This window comes from Cryobacterium sp. CAN_C2, from assembly GCF_015751745.1.
GTDB lineage: Bacteria > Actinomycetota > Actinomycetes > Actinomycetales > Microbacteriaceae > Cryobacterium.
In genome coordinates, this window is sequence record NZ_JADOUX010000028.1 from 13375 (window position 1) to 33236 (window position 19862).

A 19862-nucleotide genomic window follows, 5' to 3' on the forward strand; every position below is an offset into this window, starting at 1 on the left:
TCAGGATGGGCCGCGGTCAGCGGGCGTCGCGGGCGTCGTCTTCCGACCACTTGGCGCTGTTCGCGCGCAGCTTTTCTAGGGCATGGGCTGCCTCGTCGCGCGTTGCGAACGGCCCCACCCGATCAAGCGACGCTGACTGCAAGCCGTGCTCCACGTCGCCGGTGCGCATGTTGTACCAGAATGCGTGTTCTTTGTCCTCGGCCATAAGCTAGATCTTATGCCTAAGGATTCAATTGGTCACCTCGTCCCTGGAACGGTGTCATCGACCCGTTCCGTTCCGTCCCACATCGTTCGCCCGGAGTACGTGGGCAAGAAGGGGCCGAACACTTTCACCGGCTCAGACGTCTATTCGGCCGAGAAGATCGAACTCATCCGTGAGTCCGGACGAATCGCCGCCCAGGCCATTGCCGCTGTCGGGCGGGCTATTGTTCCCGGCGTGACGACCGAGGAACTGGACCACATCGGTCACGACTATATGGTTGCCCACGACGCTTACCCCTCGACGCTCGGCTACCGCGGCTACCCCAAAGCGTTGTGCAGCTCGGTGAATGAGGTCATTTGCCACGGAATCCCCGACGACACGGTGCTCGAAGACGGCGACATCGTCAACATCGACATCACGGCGTTCAAGAACGGCGTGCACGGCGACACCAACGTCACGTTCATCGTCGGCGAAGGCAGCGAGGAGGTGACGCTGCTCGTCGAACGAACCAGGGAGGCGCTCGCTCGCGGCATTAAAGCCGTCGCTCCGGGTCGCGAGGTGAACGTGATTGGTCGCGCCATCGAGTCCTATGCCAAACGGTTCAACTACGGTGTCGTGCGCGACTACACGGGCCACGGCGTCGGCGAGGCCTTCCACTCCGGTCTCATCATTCCGCACTACGACGCACCGCAGTACGACACGGTCATGGAGGTCGGAATGGTGTTCACCATCGAGCCGATGCTCACCCTCGGCACCAGCGACTGGGACATCTGGAGCGACGACTGGACGGTGCTCACCCGCGACCGCAGCATGACCGCGCAGTTTGAACACACCCTCGTGGTGACCGAGCGCGGCGCCGAGATCTTGACCCTGGCCTGACAAACTTTTCGAGCAGATAGGTTCAACACATGACGGCAACGACGGCAATCGGTATCGACATCGGCGGTACGGGAATCAAGGGTGCGGTGGTTGATCTCTTGACCGGCGTGCTTCTCTCTGACCGTGTAAAGTTGCCGACGCCGCGCGGCGGGCGCCCACAGGACATCGTCGAGACCACTCGGACCTTGCTCGCAACGGTCTCGAAAGACGTCGGCGACCTGCCGGTCGGTGTCTGCTTTCCTGCAGTCGTGAAGAACGGGCACACCATGTCGGCGGCGAACGTCTCGTCGAAATGGATTGGCCTGGCCGCTGAGGCACTGTTTGAAAAAGGCCTTGATCTCCCGATTCACTTTGTCAACGACGCAGATGCGGCCGGGTATGCTGAGGCGCAATTCGGTGCAGCCATGGGCGTACCCGGCGTCGTGCTACTGACCACCCTCGGTACCGGTATCGGTTCAGCGCTCCTCAACGATGGCGTGCTGGTGCCCAACACGGAGCTGGGCCACCTGCAGATCGACGGCTACGACTACGAAACCCGCGCGGCCTACTCGGCCAAGGAACGTGACGATCTCAGCTGGGACAAGTGGGCTGCACGCCTGCAGAAGTATTACTCGACGCTGGAACTGCTCTTCTCCCCCGACCTGTTCATAGTTGGCGGAGGGGTCTCCAAGCACCACGAGAACTTTCTTCCGCTGCTCCGTTTGAAAACCCGGATCATTCCCGCCGTGCACCGCAACAATGCCGGAATCCTCGGGGCGGCGGCCCTGGCGGCTCGGTTTCCCGGCTAGACCCGCTGCAGGGCCCGCTCCCGCCAGGCCCGATTCGGCGGCACCAACCTCGCCGGACCGGCGGGGGAAACGGGCCGGCTAGTACGCCGGGTTCTGTCCAGGTGTTTGCACACCGTCGACGGCCATCTATCTCGTGACTACGTTGCCGCAGCCCTCTAGCGGTCTACCCGAAAGCTCGGCGAGCCGCCTCAACGCTTTCTGTCTGACCTTGCTCCGGACGAGGTTTACCGAGCCGACCAGGTCACCCTGGCCTCTGGTGGTCTCTTACACCACCGTTTCACCCTTACCTCCGGCTTGCGCCAGTGGCGGTCTACTTTCTGTGGCACTATCTCGCGGGTTACCCCGGGTGGGTGTTACCCACCATCCTGCTCTGTGGAGCCCGGACGTTCCTCGGCATCCGCTTGATCCGAAGTTCAAACGCATGACGCGACCGTCTTGCCGACCCATTCCGAAAATCAAGCCTACAGGGCGGGTGAACCCGCCCTGTACCCGGGCTAGATTCCGGATTCCTCCGTGCGCACCAGGACTGCGCCACAGTCGGGACAAAAGATGACCTCGTCGCCCGGCGCCTGGCGGGCGTCAGCGAGGTCACTGCCGGTCAGTGTCATCGTGCATCCGCTGCAGGTGCGGGCGCGCAACAGGGCTGCAGCATTGCCGTGGCCGGTGATGCGCAGGCGCTCATACAGCGCCGCGAGGTCATCGGAAATAGTTGCGGCCACGGTGGCACGGTCCCGGGTGAGTTCGCCGAGCTGACGGGTGAGGTCAACCAGCACCTCATCGCGCGCGGATTCGGTAACGCTCACGCGCTCGGCGATGGCATCACGTTCCTTCTCCACCACCGCGACGGCGGCTTCGTGCTCTTCCTGACGCTCCAACACAGCGATCTCGATCTCTTCGAGGTCAAACAGGCGCTTCTTGAGCGAGGCGATTTCGGAGTCCAAGGCCTGGATGTCCTTGATCGAGGAGGTGTGCTGCAGACGGTCGTTATCGCGAGCGATCCGTTTCTCGACGACCTCTACGTCGCTCTCGATGCGTCCCAATTCGGTGCGCACATCGTCGAGCTCGCCCGACCGGCCGAGCATCTTCATACGGCTGGCTTCCGCCTCACGATTGAGCGCGGCCAGCTCGGTGTGTTGCACGAGCGACTTCGACTGGTGGCTGAGCTGAAGAACTTTGATGTCGAGGGCCTGAAGCCGCAGAAGTTCCTTCTGCTGGAGTGGTGATGCCTTCACGATGTTCTGACCTAACGCTGGAAGTGAGATGTGGTGCGGAATGGAGTGACCCGGACATTATTAGTGCACAACGGCGAAGTCCCACGGGTCGGTATTCAGATCGCTCACTGTGACCGTCATCCCCGGCAGGGCTTCGCGCAGCTGTGCCGCCGCCGGTTCCAGCCAGAGCCATTCGCTGGCCCAGTGCGACACGTCCATCAGCGCTGGTCCGCCCGCACAGAGGGCCTGCTCTCGAGCTTCGGACGCCGGGTGATGGCGCAGGTCGGAGGTGATGTAGACATCCGCTGCGAGCACCTTGGGCTGGCGCAGCAACGAATCACCCGCGCCGCCGCACAGGGCGACCGTGGTGACCGGTGCGGCGTAGTCGCCAGCGACACGCACACCCGACGCCGTCGCCGGCAACAGAGCCAACAGAGTATGCGCGAGGTGACCGAGGGTTGTCGGGCGCGGGAGACGACCCACCCGGCCGATACCGGTTCCGGGCACGACACTGTCCGTGATGGGGGTCCTGTCAACCAGCCCGAGTCGGGTGGCGATGACATCGGACACCCCGTCAGCAACGACGTCTGCGTTCGTGTGGGCGGCCAGCAGGGCGCACTGGGCACGGATCAGCCGACTGAGCAGGGCGCCCTTATAACGATCTTCGGCAACGCTCGTGACACCGCGCAGCAGCAGCGGGTGATGCGTCACAAGCAGGTCGGCCCCGGCCGCGATCGCCTCGTCGACGGTGTGGGCGACAGCGTCGACAGCGAGGTGAATGCGGTGCACCGGCTGCGAAGGACCACCGCTGATCAGGCCCGGGGTGTCCCAGTCCTCGGCGCCGTCGAGGGGCCACAGGGTGTGGGCGACGCGGGTAACGTCGGCTAGCGAGAATGGCACTCGATCAGCCTACCGGGAGACCGGCGCAGGGGCCTTGCCAGACACGGTTCAACCCAATGCTCCGTGGCCGGCGGAAGGTAGTCAGTAGTCGAAGTCGTCGAACTGCGCGGCAGCCGACTCCTCCCGGGTCCAGGCGGCGGGAATCATGGCGCCCGATTGGGCTTTGCGGTGCAGAAAGTCAGTTGTTTCCGGTTCCACCAGTTCCGGCGACTGGCCCTCGGTTGTTAGGCTCATCAACTGGCTTGCGGAACCGATCAAGAATTGAGCTCGAAGAAGATGTCCGTCGCGGCCCACCACGGGAATGTCCACGACATCGACTTGGCGCCGGTTGCACAGTGCCTCGGCATAGAGCAGCACCGCGTCAGCCAAATCACTGCCCGTTATAACTGAACCGCCCGGGTGAAATATGCGTTTCATGATCGCCCCTCGAAAGCTCACGGAAAATTCACGTGCTACCAGGGTCTGGGGCGGCAAAAGTAGTATATGCCCGGTCTACCCCAAATTGAGGAAAACTCGGCGATCTCGCATGTTGGGCCATTTCAGGGCCCGGACGACCTTCCGGAGATCGTGATGCTAAAGGGTGAGCGAGCGATTCACGATGCGTTCGGCCACGTCTGCCAGGGGAAGACCGTTGTTTCGGGCGTAGTCGCGAATCTTGTCGAAGGCATCCCTCATGTGCACGCGATGGGTGTACGCGACCACACCCTTGGCCTGTTCGATCAGCACCCGACTGCTCAGCGCGTGCTGCAGCTGCTGGCGAACAATATCGCTCTCGCGAATGGCGCGCTCCTGCAGGATGCCGATAGTCGCGACATCCGCGAGAGCCTGGACCGTTTTGGTGTCCGCCGCGCTCAATCCCCCGGTACGGTCCCAGAACAGATTGAGGGAGCCGATGGTCGTGGCACGCAGTCGAAGAGGAACGGCATGCATGGACGCGAAGCCCTGGGCGAGGGCACCCGCCCGAAATTTCGGCCATTGGTCACCGGTGCTCTCGATGTCGGGGATAGCAACGGCCTGGCCGGTTGTGAAGCTCTCCACGCAGGGACCGCTCCCGGCTCGTAGCTGGAGAATTTCGACTAGGCGGCTACGTTCGTTGGTCGACACGACGACTTCAAGCTTGCCATCGCCGGCCGACAGGATGATACCGGCTGCCGAGGCTTCCAGGAGGGCGGCGCATTTCTCGACGAGCGTGTGTAGCAAGTCGACCACATCGTAATCGGCGACGAGAGTATCGGCCAGGGTAACGAAGGTCTCAACGAGCTGACCTTCCCGGATTGTTGTCACCAGAATTCCATCCTAAGACTTGAGCACCGACGAAAAATCCAGTCGTCGTGTCACTACATTCTCAGCCAGTTCTCGAACCGCTCGTCCGTCAATAAAGGCGTGACCGTGAACAATCAGAAGCTTGTCTGCCACGGAAGGATTGAGCTGGGCCCAAACCATTCCGGTCGCTCGGTAGACGCGCCCTGAGTATCCCTCATTATCTTCCAGATTTGCCTTTAATGTTCACGACGCCAGCGATCGGCACAGAACCTGACTCGCGGCACTCTGGGCAATTTTTCCGGCGTCCTTGAACTGGCTGAGGTGATTGCTTCCGGCCCGTTTAAAAACAACGTCACCGCCCCAATCTCGAGTGGCCCCTGCTCAGGGAAAATACGTGCATCGACCGTACGTCAACGTCTCGCGCTGCCCTGAGAAGCGCCGGCCGGGGGTGAATGTCGCACAGTCTGAAGATCATCGATGAGGACGGTTCGACGGATCGCGACTCGAGCGACCACGAATTGGTCACGCGGCACGCTGATGCTCGCCCCGGGAGCACCGCGCACCGCCGCGATGACGTGGAGCCTGCCCAAGGAAGTCCGCGCGGTCACACGCAGGCCCTCGCCGGGAAGGGCGTGACTCCGATGAGCTAACACACCTCCCGAGCATGGCCAACGCCGCCAAATCCTGGTAGGCAGATCTATTGGCCGTGACTGGGCAGTCTTCATGGCCAGTGGGCCGTTCTTGATGGCCTTGACAGCGCGAGCCGCCACGATTCCTGAATGTGTCGCAACAACTGGTCGTCCAAGTCGCTCGATTGGTCAGGACAGATGGAAATCAATGTCATCATGCTGGCCACCGCCTCGGACGCGAGACCATAAACAGGGATGCGCGACCGTATTCGTGACCACATGGCCAAGACATCGCTGAAGATAGCCGCTTGTGCTTTCCCAATCATCGGCGCGGTGGAGGTCGCGTTTGGAATCACTGAGCTGGCAAATCTCTGGGCTATTCGGGCATTCTTCATCCCGCTGAGCGCCATTTTCTTCGCAATAGGTCGTGTAGCCGGGCTCTATCGGTGCCAGATGATGTCTGGGCGATGAGGGATCTTTGCCACTGAGATCAGGTCTTCGCCGGGGGGATGGTTCCGTCAGCGGTACAAAAGTGCGCGACCCGTCTGCCCGCTTGACGGCGTTGCCTTGACAGTCTCGAACGCGATCGAGCAAGCTGAGCTTGCTCAGACGAACAAAGGGAAGGGACATCGTGAAGCCACGCAATCGGGCACCGCTGCGGGAGTCAGGTTTCCGCATAGCCAGCCAGCTCGCGGGCGTCGTCATCGGACTAGTCGTTGTTCTTGTATTTCTCCCCCAAATTATCGGCGGACAGGTCAAGATTCCCTGGTGGGCGTTTGTTGCCGGATCTGTCTTAGGGGTTGCCATCGCCGTGGCGGCGACGATCGTTGGTCTTCTGCTCGGTCGGCGACTCGTCGGAGACAGGATCGAGGGCGCGGTCCGCGAGCCTGGAAGCAAGTGGCGCCACGGTCGACTGGAGGTTGGAGGCGACGCGATCGTATTCGAACGCTACCGATTCCAGCTCCGCATCCCCAGCGGCGTCAAGCAGCGCTTCGATGATGTGATTCTGGGTGAGGACACCGGGCGACGCCCACCGTTTCGGCAGCTGTGGACAATCAATCCGCAGTTGCACATCGTCTCCCTGGACGCTCAGCAGGGCCACTTCGAGTTCGCCGCAATGCCCAGCCAAATTCAGGAACTGCGAGACCGCCTCCACGAGCCTCTACCGCAGTAACCGGATCGAGCAGCTGTATCAGCCAATCCGATGGCTGCATCATCGCCGCCCGGCGCTCCAGACTCTGTGTAATTACTTGCAGCCATTCGTGCAGCGGCTTCGGAAAGCAAACCTGCAGAGAGAAGCAGCAGCCATCTCTATCAAGAAGACGGCCAGCTAAACGGCACAAAGTATAAGAAGGACCTCGCAGACATTGCGGGATCCTGTTCGTTGCTGTGTGTGCCGGTGCGAGCGCCCCATGACTCGATCCAGTCAAGTACCCGCAAGAATCCGCCACCAACACGAGAGACGCTTGCCGACAAAATAATTGCTCACGATGAGGCTGAAAACCTGCTCTGACCTCAGGTTTTATGGGTGGGCCCTACCGGGCTCGAACCGATGACATCCACGGTGTAAACGTGGCGCTCTACCAACTGAGCTAAAGGCCCCGACGACGACGCACTGGTCGGGGTCTGTTCAGTATACGTCAGAGCCGGTAAGCGTTTGCCGACCCGTTGAGTTCAGAGAACCGGCGCGAGCTGCTCGAGGGCGGCTCGATAAGCGTCGATCGAACGCCCTTCGCCCGGTGCGGTGATGAAGCTGGCCCGGATGATCCCGCTCGGATCAATCAAAAAAGTCGCACGATTTGCGAATCCCTTCTCCTCAAGAAAAACGCCATATTCCTTGGCGACCGCGCCATGAGGCCAGAAATCGGCGACCAGGTCGAAGGTGTATTTCTCCTGTTCGCCAAAGGCGCGCAGGGCGTGTCGAGAATCGACCGAAATTCCTATCAGCTCGACACCGCCGTCCTCGAACAGAGCGAGGTTGTCACGAAGCTCGCACAGTTCTCCACTGCATATCCCCGAGAATGCCAGGGGAAAGAAAACGAGGGCGACCGACTTCATTCCCCGGTACTGGCTGAGTTGAACGCTTTCGCCGAACTGGTTGATGAGCTTGAAGTCGGGTGCCTGGGTGTCGTTCTCGAGAGCCATGTGTGCTCCTTTTCTGGTGCGCGAGAGGCGCACGGATTGGCCAGTGACACACTCTAGCCCGGCAATGTGCGCGGATTCACAGAACTCGCACCTTTTCGGCGGCGGCCACCCCGTACGCGGACAACGAACGAAATCTGTAGGCTTACGTGGTGCCCCTGGTTGTTATCCAACCTGCTCATTTACGGCACGTGCCCACCGTGGTGTCGAATTGTGTCACCACGGAGCACCATCGCTGCATGAACCCCAGAGAGAGGTCGACTGTGACGGTCAACGACCAAGACCCATACTCGACGAACAACGCCGACTCCGATCCGGAGGAAACGGCGGAGTGGTCGCAATCCCTTGATTCGCTCGTTGCCGAACACGGCCACGAACGCGGACGCGAGATCATGCTCAGCTTGTTGAAGCGGTCGAAAGAACTGCATCTGGGCGTTCCCATGGTTCCGACGACGGATTACATCAACACCATCGCGCCGGAGAACGAACCCGATTTTCCGGGCGACGAAGACATCGAGCGCCGCTACCGCGCGTGGATTCGATGGAACGCTGCCGTTCTGGTGCACCGCGCACAGCGCCCCGGCATCGCGGTCGGCGGTCACATCTCAACCTATGCCTCATCCGCTGCACTCTATGAAGTCGGTTTCAACCACTTCTTCCGCGGCCAGGACCACCCGGGCGGGGGCGACCAGATTTTCATTCAGGGCCATGCCTCCCCCGGCACCTACGCCCGCGCATTCCTCGAGGGCCGCTTGACGGAGAACCAGCTCGACGGATTCCGCCAGGAAAAGTCGCACGCCCCCGATGGCATCTCCTCGTATCCGCACCCGCGCCTCATGCCGGAATTCTGGCAGTTCCCCACCGTATCCATGGGTCTCGGCCCGATCAACGCTATCTACCAGGCGCAGCTCAACCATTACCTGACCAACCGGGGCATCAAGGATGCCAGCGACCAGCAGGTCTGGGCGTTCCTCGGCGACGGCGAGATGGACGAGGTGGAAAGCCGCGGCCAGCTGCAGGTCGCCGCCAACGAAGGCCTCGACAACCTCAACTTCGTCATCAACTGCAACCTGCAGCGTCTCGACGGCCCGGTGCGCGGAAACGGTAAAATTATTCAGGAGCTCGAAAGCTTCTTCCGCGGTGCCGGCTGGAACGTCATCAAGGTGGTCTGGGGTCGCGAGTGGGACAACCTGTTGAAGAACGACGTAGACGGCGCCCTAATCAACCTGATGAACGTCACGCCCGACGGTGACTATCAGACCTACAAGGCCGAAAGCGGCGCCTACGTGCGCGAAAACTTCTTCGGTCGGGACCCGCGTGCGCTGAAGCTCGTCGAACATCTCACCGACGACGAGGTCTGGAACCTCAAGCGGGGTGGCCACGACTACCGCAAGGTCTACGCCGCGTTCAAGGCCGCGTCGGAGCACACCGGCCAGCCCACCGTCATCCTCGCCAAAACGATCAAGGGCTACGGCCTCGGTCCGAGCTTCGAGGGACGCAACGCGACCCACCAGATGAAGAAGATGACCCTCGACAACCTCAAGTCGTTCCGTGACAGCATGCACGTGCCGATCACGGATGCCCAGCTCGAGGAAAACCCGTACCTGCCGCCCTACTACACTCCCGGCGACAAGGACGAGGCGATCGAGTACATGCACGAGCGTCGTCGTGCGCTCGGCGGCTACCTGCCGGAGCGTCGCACCGCGCACACCAAACTCAACCTGCCCGGTGATGAGACCTACGCCATCGCCAAGAAGGGGTCCGGAACGCAGGAGATCGCCACAACCATGGCGTTCGTGCGTCTGCTCAAGGAGCTGCTGCGCGCCAAGGACTTCGGAAACCGCATCGTTCCGATCATTCCCGACGAGGCTCGCACCTTCGGCATCGACGCGTTCTTCCCGAACGCGAAGATCTACAACCCCAGCGGCCAGCACTACACCTCGGTCGACCACGCTCAGCTGCTCGCCTACAAGGAGAGCCCGCAGGGCCAGATTCTGCACGTCGGCATCAACGAGGCCGGCGCCGCCGCGGCCTTCACCAATGTCGGCACCTCCTATGCAACGCAGGGTGAACCGCTGATTCCGGTCTACGTGTTCTACTCCATGTTCGGATTCCAGCGCACCGGAGACGCCCTGTGGGCTGCGGGTGACCAGATGAGCCGTGGGTTCATCGTCGGTGCTACGGCCGGTCGCACGACGCTGACCGGTGAAGGTCTGCAGCACGCCGACGGTCATTCACCGCTGCTGGCGTCAACCAACCCGGCCGTCGTCTCCTACGACCCGGCGTACGGCTATGAGATCGGCCACATCGTGCGCGCTGGACTCGAGCGCATGTACGGCGGAACGCACACGGAACCAAACGTCATGTACTACGTGACGGTGTACAACGAGCCGACCGTGCAGCCGGTGGAGCCTGCCGATGTCGACGTGGACGGTATCCTGCGCGGTATTCACCGGGTGAGCGCATCCACTGTGAGCGGCCCGAAGGCGCAGTTGCTCGCCTCCGGCGTCGCCGTGCCGTGGGCGCTGGAAGCCCAGCAACTGCTCGCCGAAGACTGGGGCATCTCGGCCGACGTCTGGTCGGTCACCTCGTGGACCGAGCTGCGTCGGGACGGTCTCGCTGCCGAGGAACACAACTTCCTCAACCCCGACGACGAGCCCCGCATCCCGTACGTCACCACGAAGCTCGAAGGCGCCGCCGGCCCGTTCGTCGCCGTGTCGGATTTCATGCACGCCGTTCCCGACCAGATTCGGCAGTTCGTCCCGAGCGACTTCGCGACGCTCGGTGCCGACAGCTTCGGTTTCTCGGACACCCGTCCGGCCGCCCGCCGTTTCTTCAAGATCGACGGTCCGTCGATGGTCGTGCGCACCCTGGAACTGCTCGCCCGCCGCGGCGAAGTGGACCGAAGCCTCGCCGCCCAGGCTATTGCCAAGTATCGCCTGCACGATGTGAGCGCGGGCACCACTGGCTCTGCCGGGGGCGAGAGCTAAGAAACCGTGGCACCGGCGCCCAAGACGAAAGAGCAGACTCTCAACTGGCTGCGCACCATCTCCGGCGAGTTGTCGACCCAGACGCTCAAACGACTCGAAGACACGCTGTCCTGGTATGGCGATATGCCTCCAGGACGGCGGTCCGCCGTCGGCCTCGTCGCCCAGGCCGGGATTACCAGTTTCATCTCGTGGTTCGACGATCCCCGGTCAACTCCGTGGATCGCCGCGGACGTCTTCGGCGCCGCTCCACGGGAGCTGCTGCGCTCGGTGAGTCTGCAGCAGACGCTGCAGCTCATTCGCGTGACCGTTGAAGTCGTCGAGGAACGCGTCAAGGACGGCGGTGAGGCGCTGCGGGAGGCGATTCTGCTCTATTCGCGAGAAATCGCGTTTGGGGCTGCGGATGTCTATGCTCGCGCTGCCGAGGCGCGCGGCCTCTGGGACGCGCGCCTGGAAGCTCTCGTCGTTGATTCCATTCTCAGTGGGGAATATGACGACGAACTGCCCAGCCGGATCGCGGCGCTCGGCTGGCATGGCCACGGCGAAGTTTGTGTTTTGGTCGGCACCACGCCGCAGATGCTCGACGTCGACCAGCTGCGCCGCGCCGCCCGGCACATGGCCGCGGACGTACTGATCGGCGTTCAGGGGAACCGTCTCGTGCTCGTGATCGGTCGCGCGCGCCCAGCCCCGGCCGACAGCGAAGACGTCGGCACGGCTGCGGCGTTGACCTTCATGGAGATCGCCATGCAGCTCGAACCGATTTTCGGCCCTGGGCACCTGGTGCTCGGGCATGAGGTACCCAACCTCGTTGACGCGTCGAAGAGCGCGAAGGCCGCGCTGGCCGGCTTCGCCGTCGCCAGGTCGTGGCGCAATGCGCCCCGACCGGTTCAGGCCGATGATCTGCTCCCCGAGCGTGCCCTCGCCGGCGATCCGCTCGCCAGGGCCACGCTCATCCATCGCATCTATCGTCCGTTGCAGGCGCATTCCACCGAACTGCTCACCACCCTGTGGTGCTATCTCGACAATGGCCGCTCACTCGAGGCAACCGCGCGCGAATTGTTCGTGCACCCCAACACCGTGCGCTATCGCCTGAAACGGGTGTCCGAGGTCATCGGCTACGACGCCACCGGAGCCCGGGAGGCCCTTATTTTGCAGTCAGCGCTGATCATCGGCTCGATCAGCGACCACGACGGTTCAACCCGTCGCCGCTGATCCACGCCAAGAAACGCCGCGAATGTGCGGCTGACGACAAAGCTTTCTTGGATACTTAGTGCCATCTGCACATTCATTTGCGTCACCAGATTGGAAGACTAATTAAGTGATCGTTGTCGTCTGCCCGGGTCAGGGCTCCCAAACTCCCGGATTCCTCGAACCCTGGCTTGCGCTGCCCGCTTTCGCTGCCGGGCTCCGGCAGATCTCCGACGACGTCGACCTGGACCTCGTCGCCCACGGCACGGTCAGTGACGCCGACACCATTCGCGACACGGCGATCGCCCAGCCTCTGATTGTGGCCGCCGGCATCCTCACCCTCGAGGCGCTGCTCACGGATGGCCGCCGAGACCACATCGCCGGCATCGCTGGCCACTCGGTCGGTGAGCTCACGGCTGCCGCCGGTGCCGGCATCCTGAAAACCGCCGACGCCGTGCGCTTTGTGCGCGAGCGCGGTCTGGCGATGCAGTCCGCCGCCGCCCTCATTCCCACCGGCATGAGCGCCGTGATCGGCGCGGACGAGACCGAGCTGCTCGCCCGAGTCACCGAACTCGGCCTCGAACCGGCCAACTTCAACGGTAGCGGTCAGATTGTTGTCGCCGGCGCTCTCGACGCCCTCGCCGCCCTCGCCGCTACTCCCCCGCACCGTGCCAGGGTCATGCCATTACAGGTCGCAGGTGCATTCCACACCCGGTATATGCGACCGGCCGTTGAACGGATGACCGTGGTCGCCGACTCGCTCAGCCCCACCGATCCGACCCTCCCCATCTGGACCAACCGCGACGGAAGCCAGGTGAGCGACGGCATCCGTTTTGTGGACCTGCTCGTCGGGCAGGTGTCCTCGCCGGTACGGTGGGACAGGTGCATGGAGGCTTTCGCTGCGGCGGGAGTCACCGGAATCATCGAGGTCGCGCCCGCAGGCGCCCTCGTTGGTCTCGCGAAACGAGCCCTGAAAGGCGTCCACAGCGTCGCCATCAAGACCCCGGACGACCTGCCCGCCGCCTGGTCCATGATCGACCAGCAGTCCTGAATCTGATGAGAGAGACAATGACTAAGCCCACACTCCAGCAGTCCCACGGACCGCAGTACACCCGCATTCTGTCGGTGGGCGCTGCCCGCGGTGAACACCTCGTACCCAACGACGATCTCGTTGAGGCCATCGATTCATCGGATGAGTGGATTCAACAACGCACCGGAATTATCACCCGCGCCCGCTCCGGCCAGGACGTTGACGCGGTCGACCTGGCGACGGATGCCGCCCGTGAGGCCATCGAAAGAAGCGGCATCGACCCCACTCTCATTGACGCCGTGATCGTCGCCACCATCAGCAACAGCCGCCAGACCCCGTCGATCGCTGCCGTGGTGGCCGACCGGGTCGGCACCACCCCGGCAGCCGCCTATGACATCAACGCTGCCTGCGCGGGCTATGCCTACGCCGTCGCCCAGGCCGACGCCCTGATCCGCACCGGCGCCGCGCACTACGCGCTCGTCATTGGCGCGGAGAAACTCTCCGAACTCGTCGACCCGGCCGACCGGAGCATCTCCTTTCTGCTCGGCGACGGCGCCGGCGCCGTCATCATCGGCCCGAGCGACTACCCGGGCATTTCCACAACCGTGTGGGGCTCGGACGGCTCGAAGGCGGAGACTATCCAGATGGACCACACGATGCAGGAATATCGCCGCGGCGAATCAGCCTGGCCCACCCTGCGTCAGGAGGGCCCTGCGGTCTTCCGCTGGGCGGTATGGGACATGGCTAAGGTCGCCAAGAAAGCCCTCGAAGTTGCCGGAATCGACAGCGCCGACCTGGCCGCGTTCATTCCGCACCAGGCCAACATGCGCATCATCGATGAGTTCGCCAAGCAGCTCAAGCTGCCGGCATCCGTTGTCATTGCGCGTGATGTTGCCACGACCGGTAACACCTCGTCGGCGTCCATCCCCCTTGCCACCCACCGCCTGCTGGAGGAACACCCCGAACTCAGCGGCGGGCTTGCCCTGCAGATCGGCTTCGGTGCCGGACTCGTGTTCGGCGCTCAGGTCGTTGTGCTGCCCTGACCTACCCACCCCCTAAACTAGGTCTCGGTCAACCGAGACACCCTCAAGGAGAAATAACATGGCATTGTCCACCGAAGAAGTTCTGACCGGCCTGGCCGAGCTCATCAACGACGAGACCGGAATTGCAACCGACACGGTTGAGCTGGAAAAGTCCTTCACCGACGACTTGGACATCGACTCCATCTCGATGATGACCATTGTCGTCAATGCGGAAGAGAAGTTCGACGTGAAGATTCCCGACGAAGAGGTCAAGAACCTCAAGACCGTCGGTGACGCGGTTGAGTTCATCGTGAAGGCACAGGACTAGGCCCAAGCCTGAACCAGGTCGGCCGGTAATCGGCCGACCTGTTCATTGGGCTGGTGCCACGACGCTCCGGCCCACACGTTTGTCGTTCCATGGAGAGTTGACTTATGACCAAGAAAATCGTTATCACCGGTATCGGTGCCACTACGCCGCTGGGCGGTACGGCGGTCGACACCTGGACGGCCCTCCTGGCCGGTGAATCGGGCACCACCACCCTGGAGCAGGTTTGGGTCGCTGAGACAGCGATCCCCGTAACTTTTGCCGCACAGGCACGCGTGAAAACCGCGGATGTGTTGCAGCGATTTGAGATCAAGCGCCTCGACCCGTCCAGCCAGTTCGCGCTCATCGCCGGACGTGAAGCCTGGGCCGATGCAGGCTCCCCCGACGTCGAGCCCGAACGACTCGCCGTGGACTGGGCCACCGGAATCGGCGGAGTGTGGACCCTGCTGGATGCGTGGGACACCCTGCGCGAACGCGGCCCCCGCCGCGTGCTTCCGATGACCGTGCCGATGCTCATGCCGAACGGTCCGGGAGCGGCCATCGGAATGGACCTGCATGCCCGCGCTGGCATCACCACCGTGGTCTCCGCGTGCGCGTCGAGTACCGAGGCCCTCGTCAACGCCTACAATCGGCTGCAGTCCGGACTGGCCGACATCGTCATCGCCGGTGGCTCCGAGGCCGCTATCCACCCGCTCCCGATCGCCTCATTCGCCGCGATGCATGCCCTGTCGACCCGCAACGACGACCCGGCGACGGCGAGCCGCCCGTACGATGTGACCCGCGACGGCTTCGTTTTGGGCGAGGGCGCTGCCGCCCTCGTCATCGAAACCGAAGAGCACGCCAAGGCCCGCGGTGCCCACATTTACGCCGAGCTGCTCGGCGGCGTCGTCAACAGCGACGCATACCACGTGACCGCGCCGGATCCCGAGGGATCCGCGGCCGCCCGTGCAATGGTGTCGACCATTCAGAACGCAGGGGCGGCCCTCGCCGACGTGTCCCACATCAATGCCCACGCCACGAGCACCCCGGTCGGGGACATCGCCGAGTACAACGCTCTCAAGCGTGTCTTCGGAGACCTGCTCGACGGCATCCCGGTGTCGGCGACGAAGGCCTCGACTGGCCACCTGCTCGGTGGCGCCGGCGCTCTGGAAGCCTTCTTTACGGTGAAGGCTCTTGCCGAACGCACTGCGCCACCAACGATCAACCTCACGTCGCAGGACCCGGAAATTCCGCTCGACGTGGTCACCACACCGCGGGCACTCCCGGCCGGCGACCTGCTCGCGCTGAGCAACTCCTTCGGCTTCGGCGGCCACAACGCCGTCGTGGCGTTCCGCTCGATCTAAGGTTCGGCAGATGAGAATGACCCCGTCCGGGACCGGACGGGGTCATTTCTGGTCGGAGATACACCGTATCCGGCCGTAGCGGGCACAGACTATGACGTCGTGGGATTGTCGCCGGGAAGGTCACGGGGCACGAGGAACATCGGTACGAAAAGTCACGCTAACGTCGGACCGGGTCCGATCTGAGCGAGCTCTGGTGGCGTCCAGGGGCCACCTCACGAAACGCAATAACACGCTAAGAGTCTTCGGGGCGGCGCAGGGGCGGAAACTCGCCGTGGTATTTATTCCGTTTCGTGAGCTGGCCCCAACATGAGCGCAACCATTGCGATGTCGGCTACGAGCACCAGTCGACCTTGAACTCTCCGTTGAGGTCAAACTCATCGATCGGGTCGTGCGGGTACCCGTAGTCGTTGTCGACTCCGCCCTCGACGGGGTCGACTTCCAAGACCCGGCCGAGCGCCGGGACGTATTGCCGTGCTCCCATCTCGATGGTGGCGATGCCGCCAGCGTGTTCGAAGAGCTTCTGGTGCTGGCCGAGCCACTCGTAGTCGGCGTCCGTGTAGGCCCCGAGTCGTCGGCCGCGATCGTGCCGATACCCCCGGTCGCCCGGTCGAGGGGCTGTCCGAACGGATCGTACAAGGCGATACCGGTCGCCCGGAGACCATCGCCGTCGCCGGTGACGACGATGTCGCCGTGCAGGTTCGGATACGACCAGATCTCGGCGCCCATGGCAGGGATCGATACGGTCACCCCGCCCGGCAGCGACAGGGTCCGTGCCACGAGCGCGCCAGCGCAGCCGAGCAGGAGAAGGCCCCCCGATTTCTCGGGGGCCTTTCGTCGTTCGTTAAGGACGATTCCGCACACATCCCTGACCGACCTCGCATCCGAGCACTACCTCGACAAGCACCTCGCCAGAGCTTTCGAGGCGGCAACGACGAGGTCGGGACGCCCATGCTGTCGCGCCCCCGAGGGTTGGTACACGCGATGCGGTTACGTCGTTCCGCGAGTCATGTAGCAGGTCAGTCCAAGTCGAGATTGCCCGTCGGAAACCGTGATCCGTCTTGGAAACCTAGGAATGGAGGATGGCGGGAGAACCGTCCGGTCAACAGCTTCACGATCAATTTCGAAAACGAGTCCGGAACGTCCAGCAGAAGCGTGTTCGCTTCGCAACCTGAGGTTTCGAATACGAGCCAGACGCTATTGACGTCCTCTAGCCACAAAGACACTGAACGACCGTCATCCCCGCAGGTGAGTTGGACTCCTTCCATACCTTCACGACCGAAGACAAGCCCTTCGGGTCGCAGCGTCTCCATCTCGGAGGCAACCCCCTCAGTCGAGAGACGGGCTCTCGAATATTCCAGCACGGCCTCGAGGGCGCCCAAGCTACTAAAATTCACCTTTTGCCCCCCACATTACGTCAATTGAACCGGTCAGGGTCAGACCGGACCAGCCACCCCAAGACTCACAGTTTTGTCAAGCGGCGAGGACGTGCTTTTTCGGGGGTCGTTCTCGTAGAGTGTGCCGTTGCGCATCACGGCGCAGAGGACTTTGCAGCGGCGCTGGCGAGGGCGAGGAGGGCTTGGTTGAAGTTTCTTGATCCTGGAGGGCCGCGAAAACGGAGAGGGAAAGCGCCCGTTACTTTGTTGCCTCGACGAGAGCTGTGCTCGCCGAATAACGACAAGCCCATAGTTGATTTAGCGATATCGATTCACTTCCGTGTAGAGAACGGACCCGCCGGCAGAGAAGTTATTGTCAGGTTCAGCAACTTCTGGATGCCCTTCTGTTAGCTGGATTTCGTCAGCGGGCTCGAGCACCTGAATGATCGATCCCAACGGCACCAGTCCAGGAGCTCTGTCAAGTGATTCCCAGCCGTCCGCGTGCGCCAATTCGTATAACGCCGCGCCCAAGTTGCTAATGGTCGATAGGGCGTTACTCTCTGATTCACCTGGCCGGTTCTCGAGGAACTTAGTGCGCCCGGCGGTAAGAACTTCGCCTTCATCAACGACCCCGTAGTCTGCACGCTGCAATACGCTCAGGCGGGATATCAACTGCGAATCCTCGTCCTCGTCGTCCTCGTCGTCCGCATTGTCGTCCTCGTGCTCGCTAATGATGATTCCAAAGGGAAATGCATTTCCCGTGAGCTCGAGTTGTGCATTGGCATACACAATAGCGGCGGATTCCACCGCCTCGTTTATCCTTAATTTATCAGCCCATGGTGTCCCGAGGTTCGCCGTAAGAAAGAATTCGAGTTGCGCCGAAATTGACGCTAGCAACTCGACACCGGCGGTCATGAGGGCAGTTCTCGCCGCCGGCGTCCATTGGGTGTCCCAGGAATATTCTTCACTGTTTTCTCGCATGGCCCGAGGTTAGTCCATTGCCCGGACAGCGAACGTGTCACGCAGACCAGTTCGGACGCGTCTCACGTTAACAGGATCCATCATCGAAGCAATCGCAGCCTTACGATCTCGGTGAGATGGCGCAGCAGCATTTCGGCGCTGGAGCCCATGTCGTGATTGGCCATTGCTGGTAACGGTGCGACTTTTTATCTCACCGAAATCGTAAGGCTGAGCAATCGTCCCAAAGTAGGATAATTTCGCCCGACCCGGAGACTTCCAGCCAATGAGTAAAACTTGGGTTCTCAATTCCCTGGAGCTGGTCCTTGAACCACCGGTGTAAGGATTTCAGAGCATTTGATCCGCTAAATACAGGCACGGTCAGCCATTGGATCGAGTTGTCTGTTCCCCAATCTTGGAGAACGCCGAGCCGTGCGCCGTATTTCAATCTGCGAGCGGCGTCCCGGCTGTCCACGAAGGCCCCTTGGAAGGAGTATTCGATTCCGGTCTCGTCCCATGCGTCCGTACCTTGAGCGTGGTTTCTTGGCATCTAAATCAGCCTTACAGTTTCGGTGAGATGGCGCAGCAGCATTTCGGCGCTGGAGCCCGTGTCGTGATTGGCCATTCCTGGTAACGGTGCGACTTTTTATCTCACCGAAATCGTAAGGCTGATCTAAATATCCCTACCCATCACCACCTGTAGTGTTGCGTCCAGAGGATTTTCTTACACGAATTCTTGTAATCCACATGTACGTGGTTGCCAGTCTTGCATGGGCCGCGGAAGCATGCTCCCGGCCCAGCCCGACCGGAATCGCCCAATGCTGCTTTCCGGGCCGCGTCTCTGCTGGGGTATAGCTGGCCGCTATCTTTCTTGACCTTTGCAACCTTGCCCTTCTTGATGATCGTCTTGTTCTGCGATGTTCCAGAGGATTTTGCCTTTACGCGCAGAACGGTACTCCCCCTCGTCTTTTCGTAGATAAGTGCTCCGAGGTATACGGCACCGACCACGACCACGGCCGCGAGCACGACCCAACCGACGGGATTCCAGGCGTCTGCTGCACCGAAGGCCAGCATTCCAAGTAGTACAGCGGCCATGTTGCCGTCGAGGTCGTACTGGTTGATTGGGTCGTTCGGGTAGCTGTAGTCGTTGTCGGTGCCGCCTGCGACGGGGTCGGTTTCGAGGAAGCGTCCGAGGGCGGCGATGTATTGGCGGGCGCCCATTTCGGTGGTGGCGATGGAGCCTTGGTGTTCGTAGAGTCGGTCGTGTTGGCCGAGCCAGCCGTAGTCGGCTGTGCCGGGGAGGTTATCGGGTGTGGTGTCGTCGGCGGTGAGGGTGCCGATGTTTCCGGTGGCGGGGTCGATGGGTTGGCCGAAGGGGTCGTAGCTGTTGAGGGTTCCGGTGCCGTTTCCGGTCATGATGTTGTCGCCGTGGAGGTTGGGGTAGAACCAGGTTTGTGAGCCGGCTGCGTTCACTTGGACGCTGGCGCCTCCGGGTAGGGCGATGGTGCGTTGGATGCGCACGCTGGCACTGTCGAGGACGCCGTAGGGGCTGTCGGATTCGTTCGTGTAGGTGTATCGGATGGTGCTGGCGGGGCCGCCGGGTGGGGTGCTGGTGCGTTGGGC

At 62.2% G+C, this 19862-nt stretch carries 20 protein-coding genes, 1 tRNA gene and 1 other RNA gene; 11 read left to right on the forward strand and 11 right to left on the reverse strand.

What is annotated here, in order from left to right; all coding sequences use genetic code 11:
* Positions 1 to 16 precede the first annotated feature (16 nt).
* On the reverse strand, positions 17 to 205 hold the full coding sequence (locus tag IWX77_RS15850) for an SPOR domain-containing protein (protein WP_196845521.1): 189 nt from the start codon (positions 203 to 205) through the stop codon (positions 17 to 19).
* Between the two features lie 12 nt (positions 206 to 217).
* On the opposite strand from IWX77_RS15850, the gene map reads away from it, so the two are divergent.
* Together map and ppgK are read left to right on the forward strand one after the other, a co-directional pair.
* On the forward strand, positions 218 to 1081 hold the full coding sequence (map, locus tag IWX77_RS15855; protein ID WP_196845522.1) for a type I methionyl aminopeptidase: 864 nt from the start codon (positions 218 to 220) through the stop codon (positions 1079 to 1081).
* A gap of 29 nt (positions 1082 to 1110) precedes the next feature.
* Complete coding sequence (gene ppgK / locus IWX77_RS15860) at positions 1111 to 1869, forward strand: polyphosphate--glucose phosphotransferase (protein ID WP_196845523.1); 759 nt, start codon at positions 1111 to 1113, stop codon at positions 1867 to 1869.
* A 66-nt stretch (positions 1870 to 1935) separates the two neighbouring features.
* Here the strand turns inward: ppgK and rnpB are convergent.
* The 5 genes from rnpB to IWX77_RS15885 form a co-directional block, all read right to left on the reverse strand.
* Positions 1936 to 2315, reverse strand: an RNA gene (rnpB, locus tag IWX77_RS15865) — RNase P RNA component class A.
* A 48-nt stretch (positions 2316 to 2363) separates the two neighbouring features.
* On the reverse strand, positions 2364 to 3101 hold the full coding sequence (locus tag IWX77_RS15870; protein ID WP_196845524.1) for a zinc ribbon domain-containing protein: 738 nt from the start codon (positions 3099 to 3101) through the stop codon (positions 2364 to 2366).
* A 60-nt stretch (positions 3102 to 3161) separates the two neighbouring features.
* Positions 3162 to 3980 (reverse strand): Nif3-like dinuclear metal center hexameric protein, encoded by an 819-nt coding sequence (locus IWX77_RS15875; protein ID WP_196845525.1) that lies wholly within the window; start codon positions 3978 to 3980, stop codon positions 3162 to 3164.
* Between the two features lie 81 nt (positions 3981 to 4061).
* Entirely contained in the window at positions 4062 to 4337 is a 276-nt protein-coding gene (locus IWX77_RS15880) for a hypothetical protein (protein ID WP_196845526.1), read from the reverse strand.
* Between the two features lie 216 nt (positions 4338 to 4553).
* A complete protein-coding gene (locus tag IWX77_RS15885) occupies positions 4554 to 5264 on the reverse strand; it encodes a GAF and ANTAR domain-containing protein (protein WP_327012251.1) in 711 nt (236 codons plus the stop codon).
* A 431-nt stretch (positions 5265 to 5695) separates the two neighbouring features.
* Between IWX77_RS15885 and IWX77_RS15890 the strand changes: the two genes are divergently transcribed.
* From IWX77_RS15890 to IWX77_RS17270, 3 genes are all read left to right on the forward strand, one after another.
* Positions 5696 to 5893 carry a hypothetical protein gene (locus IWX77_RS15890; protein ID WP_196845527.1) on the forward strand — a complete coding sequence of 66 codons (198 nt, stop codon included), beginning with the start codon at positions 5696 to 5698 and terminating at the stop codon, positions 5891 to 5893.
* 234 nt (positions 5894 to 6127) lie between these two features.
* Positions 6128 to 6343, forward strand: coding sequence for a hypothetical protein (locus IWX77_RS15895; RefSeq protein ID WP_196845528.1), 216 nt, complete (start codon positions 6128 to 6130; stop codon positions 6341 to 6343).
* A gap of 160 nt (positions 6344 to 6503) precedes the next feature.
* Positions 6504 to 7046: a hypothetical protein gene (locus tag IWX77_RS17270; protein ID WP_327012252.1), complete on the forward strand. Its 543-nt coding sequence runs from the start codon at positions 6504 to 6506 to the stop codon at positions 7044 to 7046.
* 355 nt (positions 7047 to 7401) lie between these two features.
* Here IWX77_RS17270 and IWX77_RS15905 read toward each other — a convergent pair.
* Together IWX77_RS15905 and IWX77_RS15910 are read right to left on the reverse strand one after the other, a co-directional pair.
* Positions 7402 to 7474: transfer RNA gene (locus IWX77_RS15905), tRNA-Val, on the reverse strand.
* Positions 7475 to 7546: 72 nt separating this feature from the next.
* Positions 7547 to 8017, reverse strand: a complete 471-nt coding sequence (locus IWX77_RS15910) for a peroxiredoxin (protein ID WP_196845530.1) — start codon at positions 8015 to 8017, stop codon at positions 7547 to 7549.
* Between the two features lie 260 nt (positions 8018 to 8277).
* On the opposite strand from IWX77_RS15910, the gene aceE reads away from it, so the two are divergent.
* The 6 genes from aceE to IWX77_RS15940 all read left to right on the forward strand — a co-directional run bounded on the left by aceE (position 8278) and on the right by IWX77_RS15940 (position 15909).
* Positions 8278 to 11004, forward strand: a complete 2727-nt coding sequence (aceE, locus tag IWX77_RS15915; RefSeq protein WP_196845540.1) for a pyruvate dehydrogenase (acetyl-transferring), homodimeric type — start codon at positions 8278 to 8280, stop codon at positions 11002 to 11004.
* Positions 11005 to 11010: 6 nt separating this feature from the next.
* Positions 11011 to 12213: a PucR family transcriptional regulator gene (locus tag IWX77_RS15920; protein ID WP_105036859.1), complete on the forward strand. Its 1203-nt coding sequence runs from the start codon at positions 11011 to 11013 to the stop codon at positions 12211 to 12213.
* A gap of 106 nt (positions 12214 to 12319) precedes the next feature.
* A complete protein-coding gene (locus IWX77_RS15925) occupies positions 12320 to 13240 on the forward strand; it encodes an ACP S-malonyltransferase (RefSeq protein WP_196845531.1) in 921 nt (306 codons plus the stop codon).
* Positions 13241 to 13257: 17 nt separating this feature from the next.
* Positions 13258 to 14262 (forward strand): beta-ketoacyl-ACP synthase III, encoded by a 1005-nt coding sequence (locus tag IWX77_RS15930; protein ID WP_196845532.1) that lies wholly within the window; start codon positions 13258 to 13260, stop codon positions 14260 to 14262.
* Positions 14263 to 14320: 58 nt separating this feature from the next.
* Positions 14321 to 14569, forward strand: a complete 249-nt coding sequence (locus tag IWX77_RS15935; RefSeq protein ID WP_196845533.1) for an acyl carrier protein — start codon at positions 14321 to 14323, stop codon at positions 14567 to 14569.
* 104 nt (positions 14570 to 14673) lie between these two features.
* The gene (locus tag IWX77_RS15940; RefSeq protein ID WP_196845534.1) at positions 14674 to 15909 is read left to right on the forward strand and encodes a beta-ketoacyl-[acyl-carrier-protein] synthase family protein; all 1236 of its coding nucleotides are present in this window, start codon (positions 14674 to 14676) and stop codon (positions 15907 to 15909) included.
* Between the two features lie 331 nt (positions 15910 to 16240).
* Here IWX77_RS15940 and IWX77_RS15945 read toward each other — a convergent pair whose 3' ends face one another.
* The 3 genes from IWX77_RS15945 to IWX77_RS15955 all read right to left on the reverse strand — a co-directional run.
* Positions 16241 to 16390, reverse strand: coding sequence for a hypothetical protein (locus IWX77_RS15945; RefSeq protein ID WP_196845535.1), 150 nt, complete (start codon positions 16388 to 16390; stop codon positions 16241 to 16243).
* Positions 16391 to 17600: 1210 nt separating this feature from the next.
* Positions 17601 to 18263: a hypothetical protein gene (locus tag IWX77_RS15950; RefSeq protein ID WP_196845536.1), complete on the reverse strand. Its 663-nt coding sequence runs from the start codon at positions 18261 to 18263 to the stop codon at positions 17601 to 17603.
* Positions 18264 to 18929: 666 nt separating this feature from the next.
* A partial coding sequence (locus IWX77_RS15955; protein WP_196845537.1) for an RHS repeat-associated core domain-containing protein occupies positions 18930 to 19862 on the reverse strand: 933 nt, incomplete at its 5' end.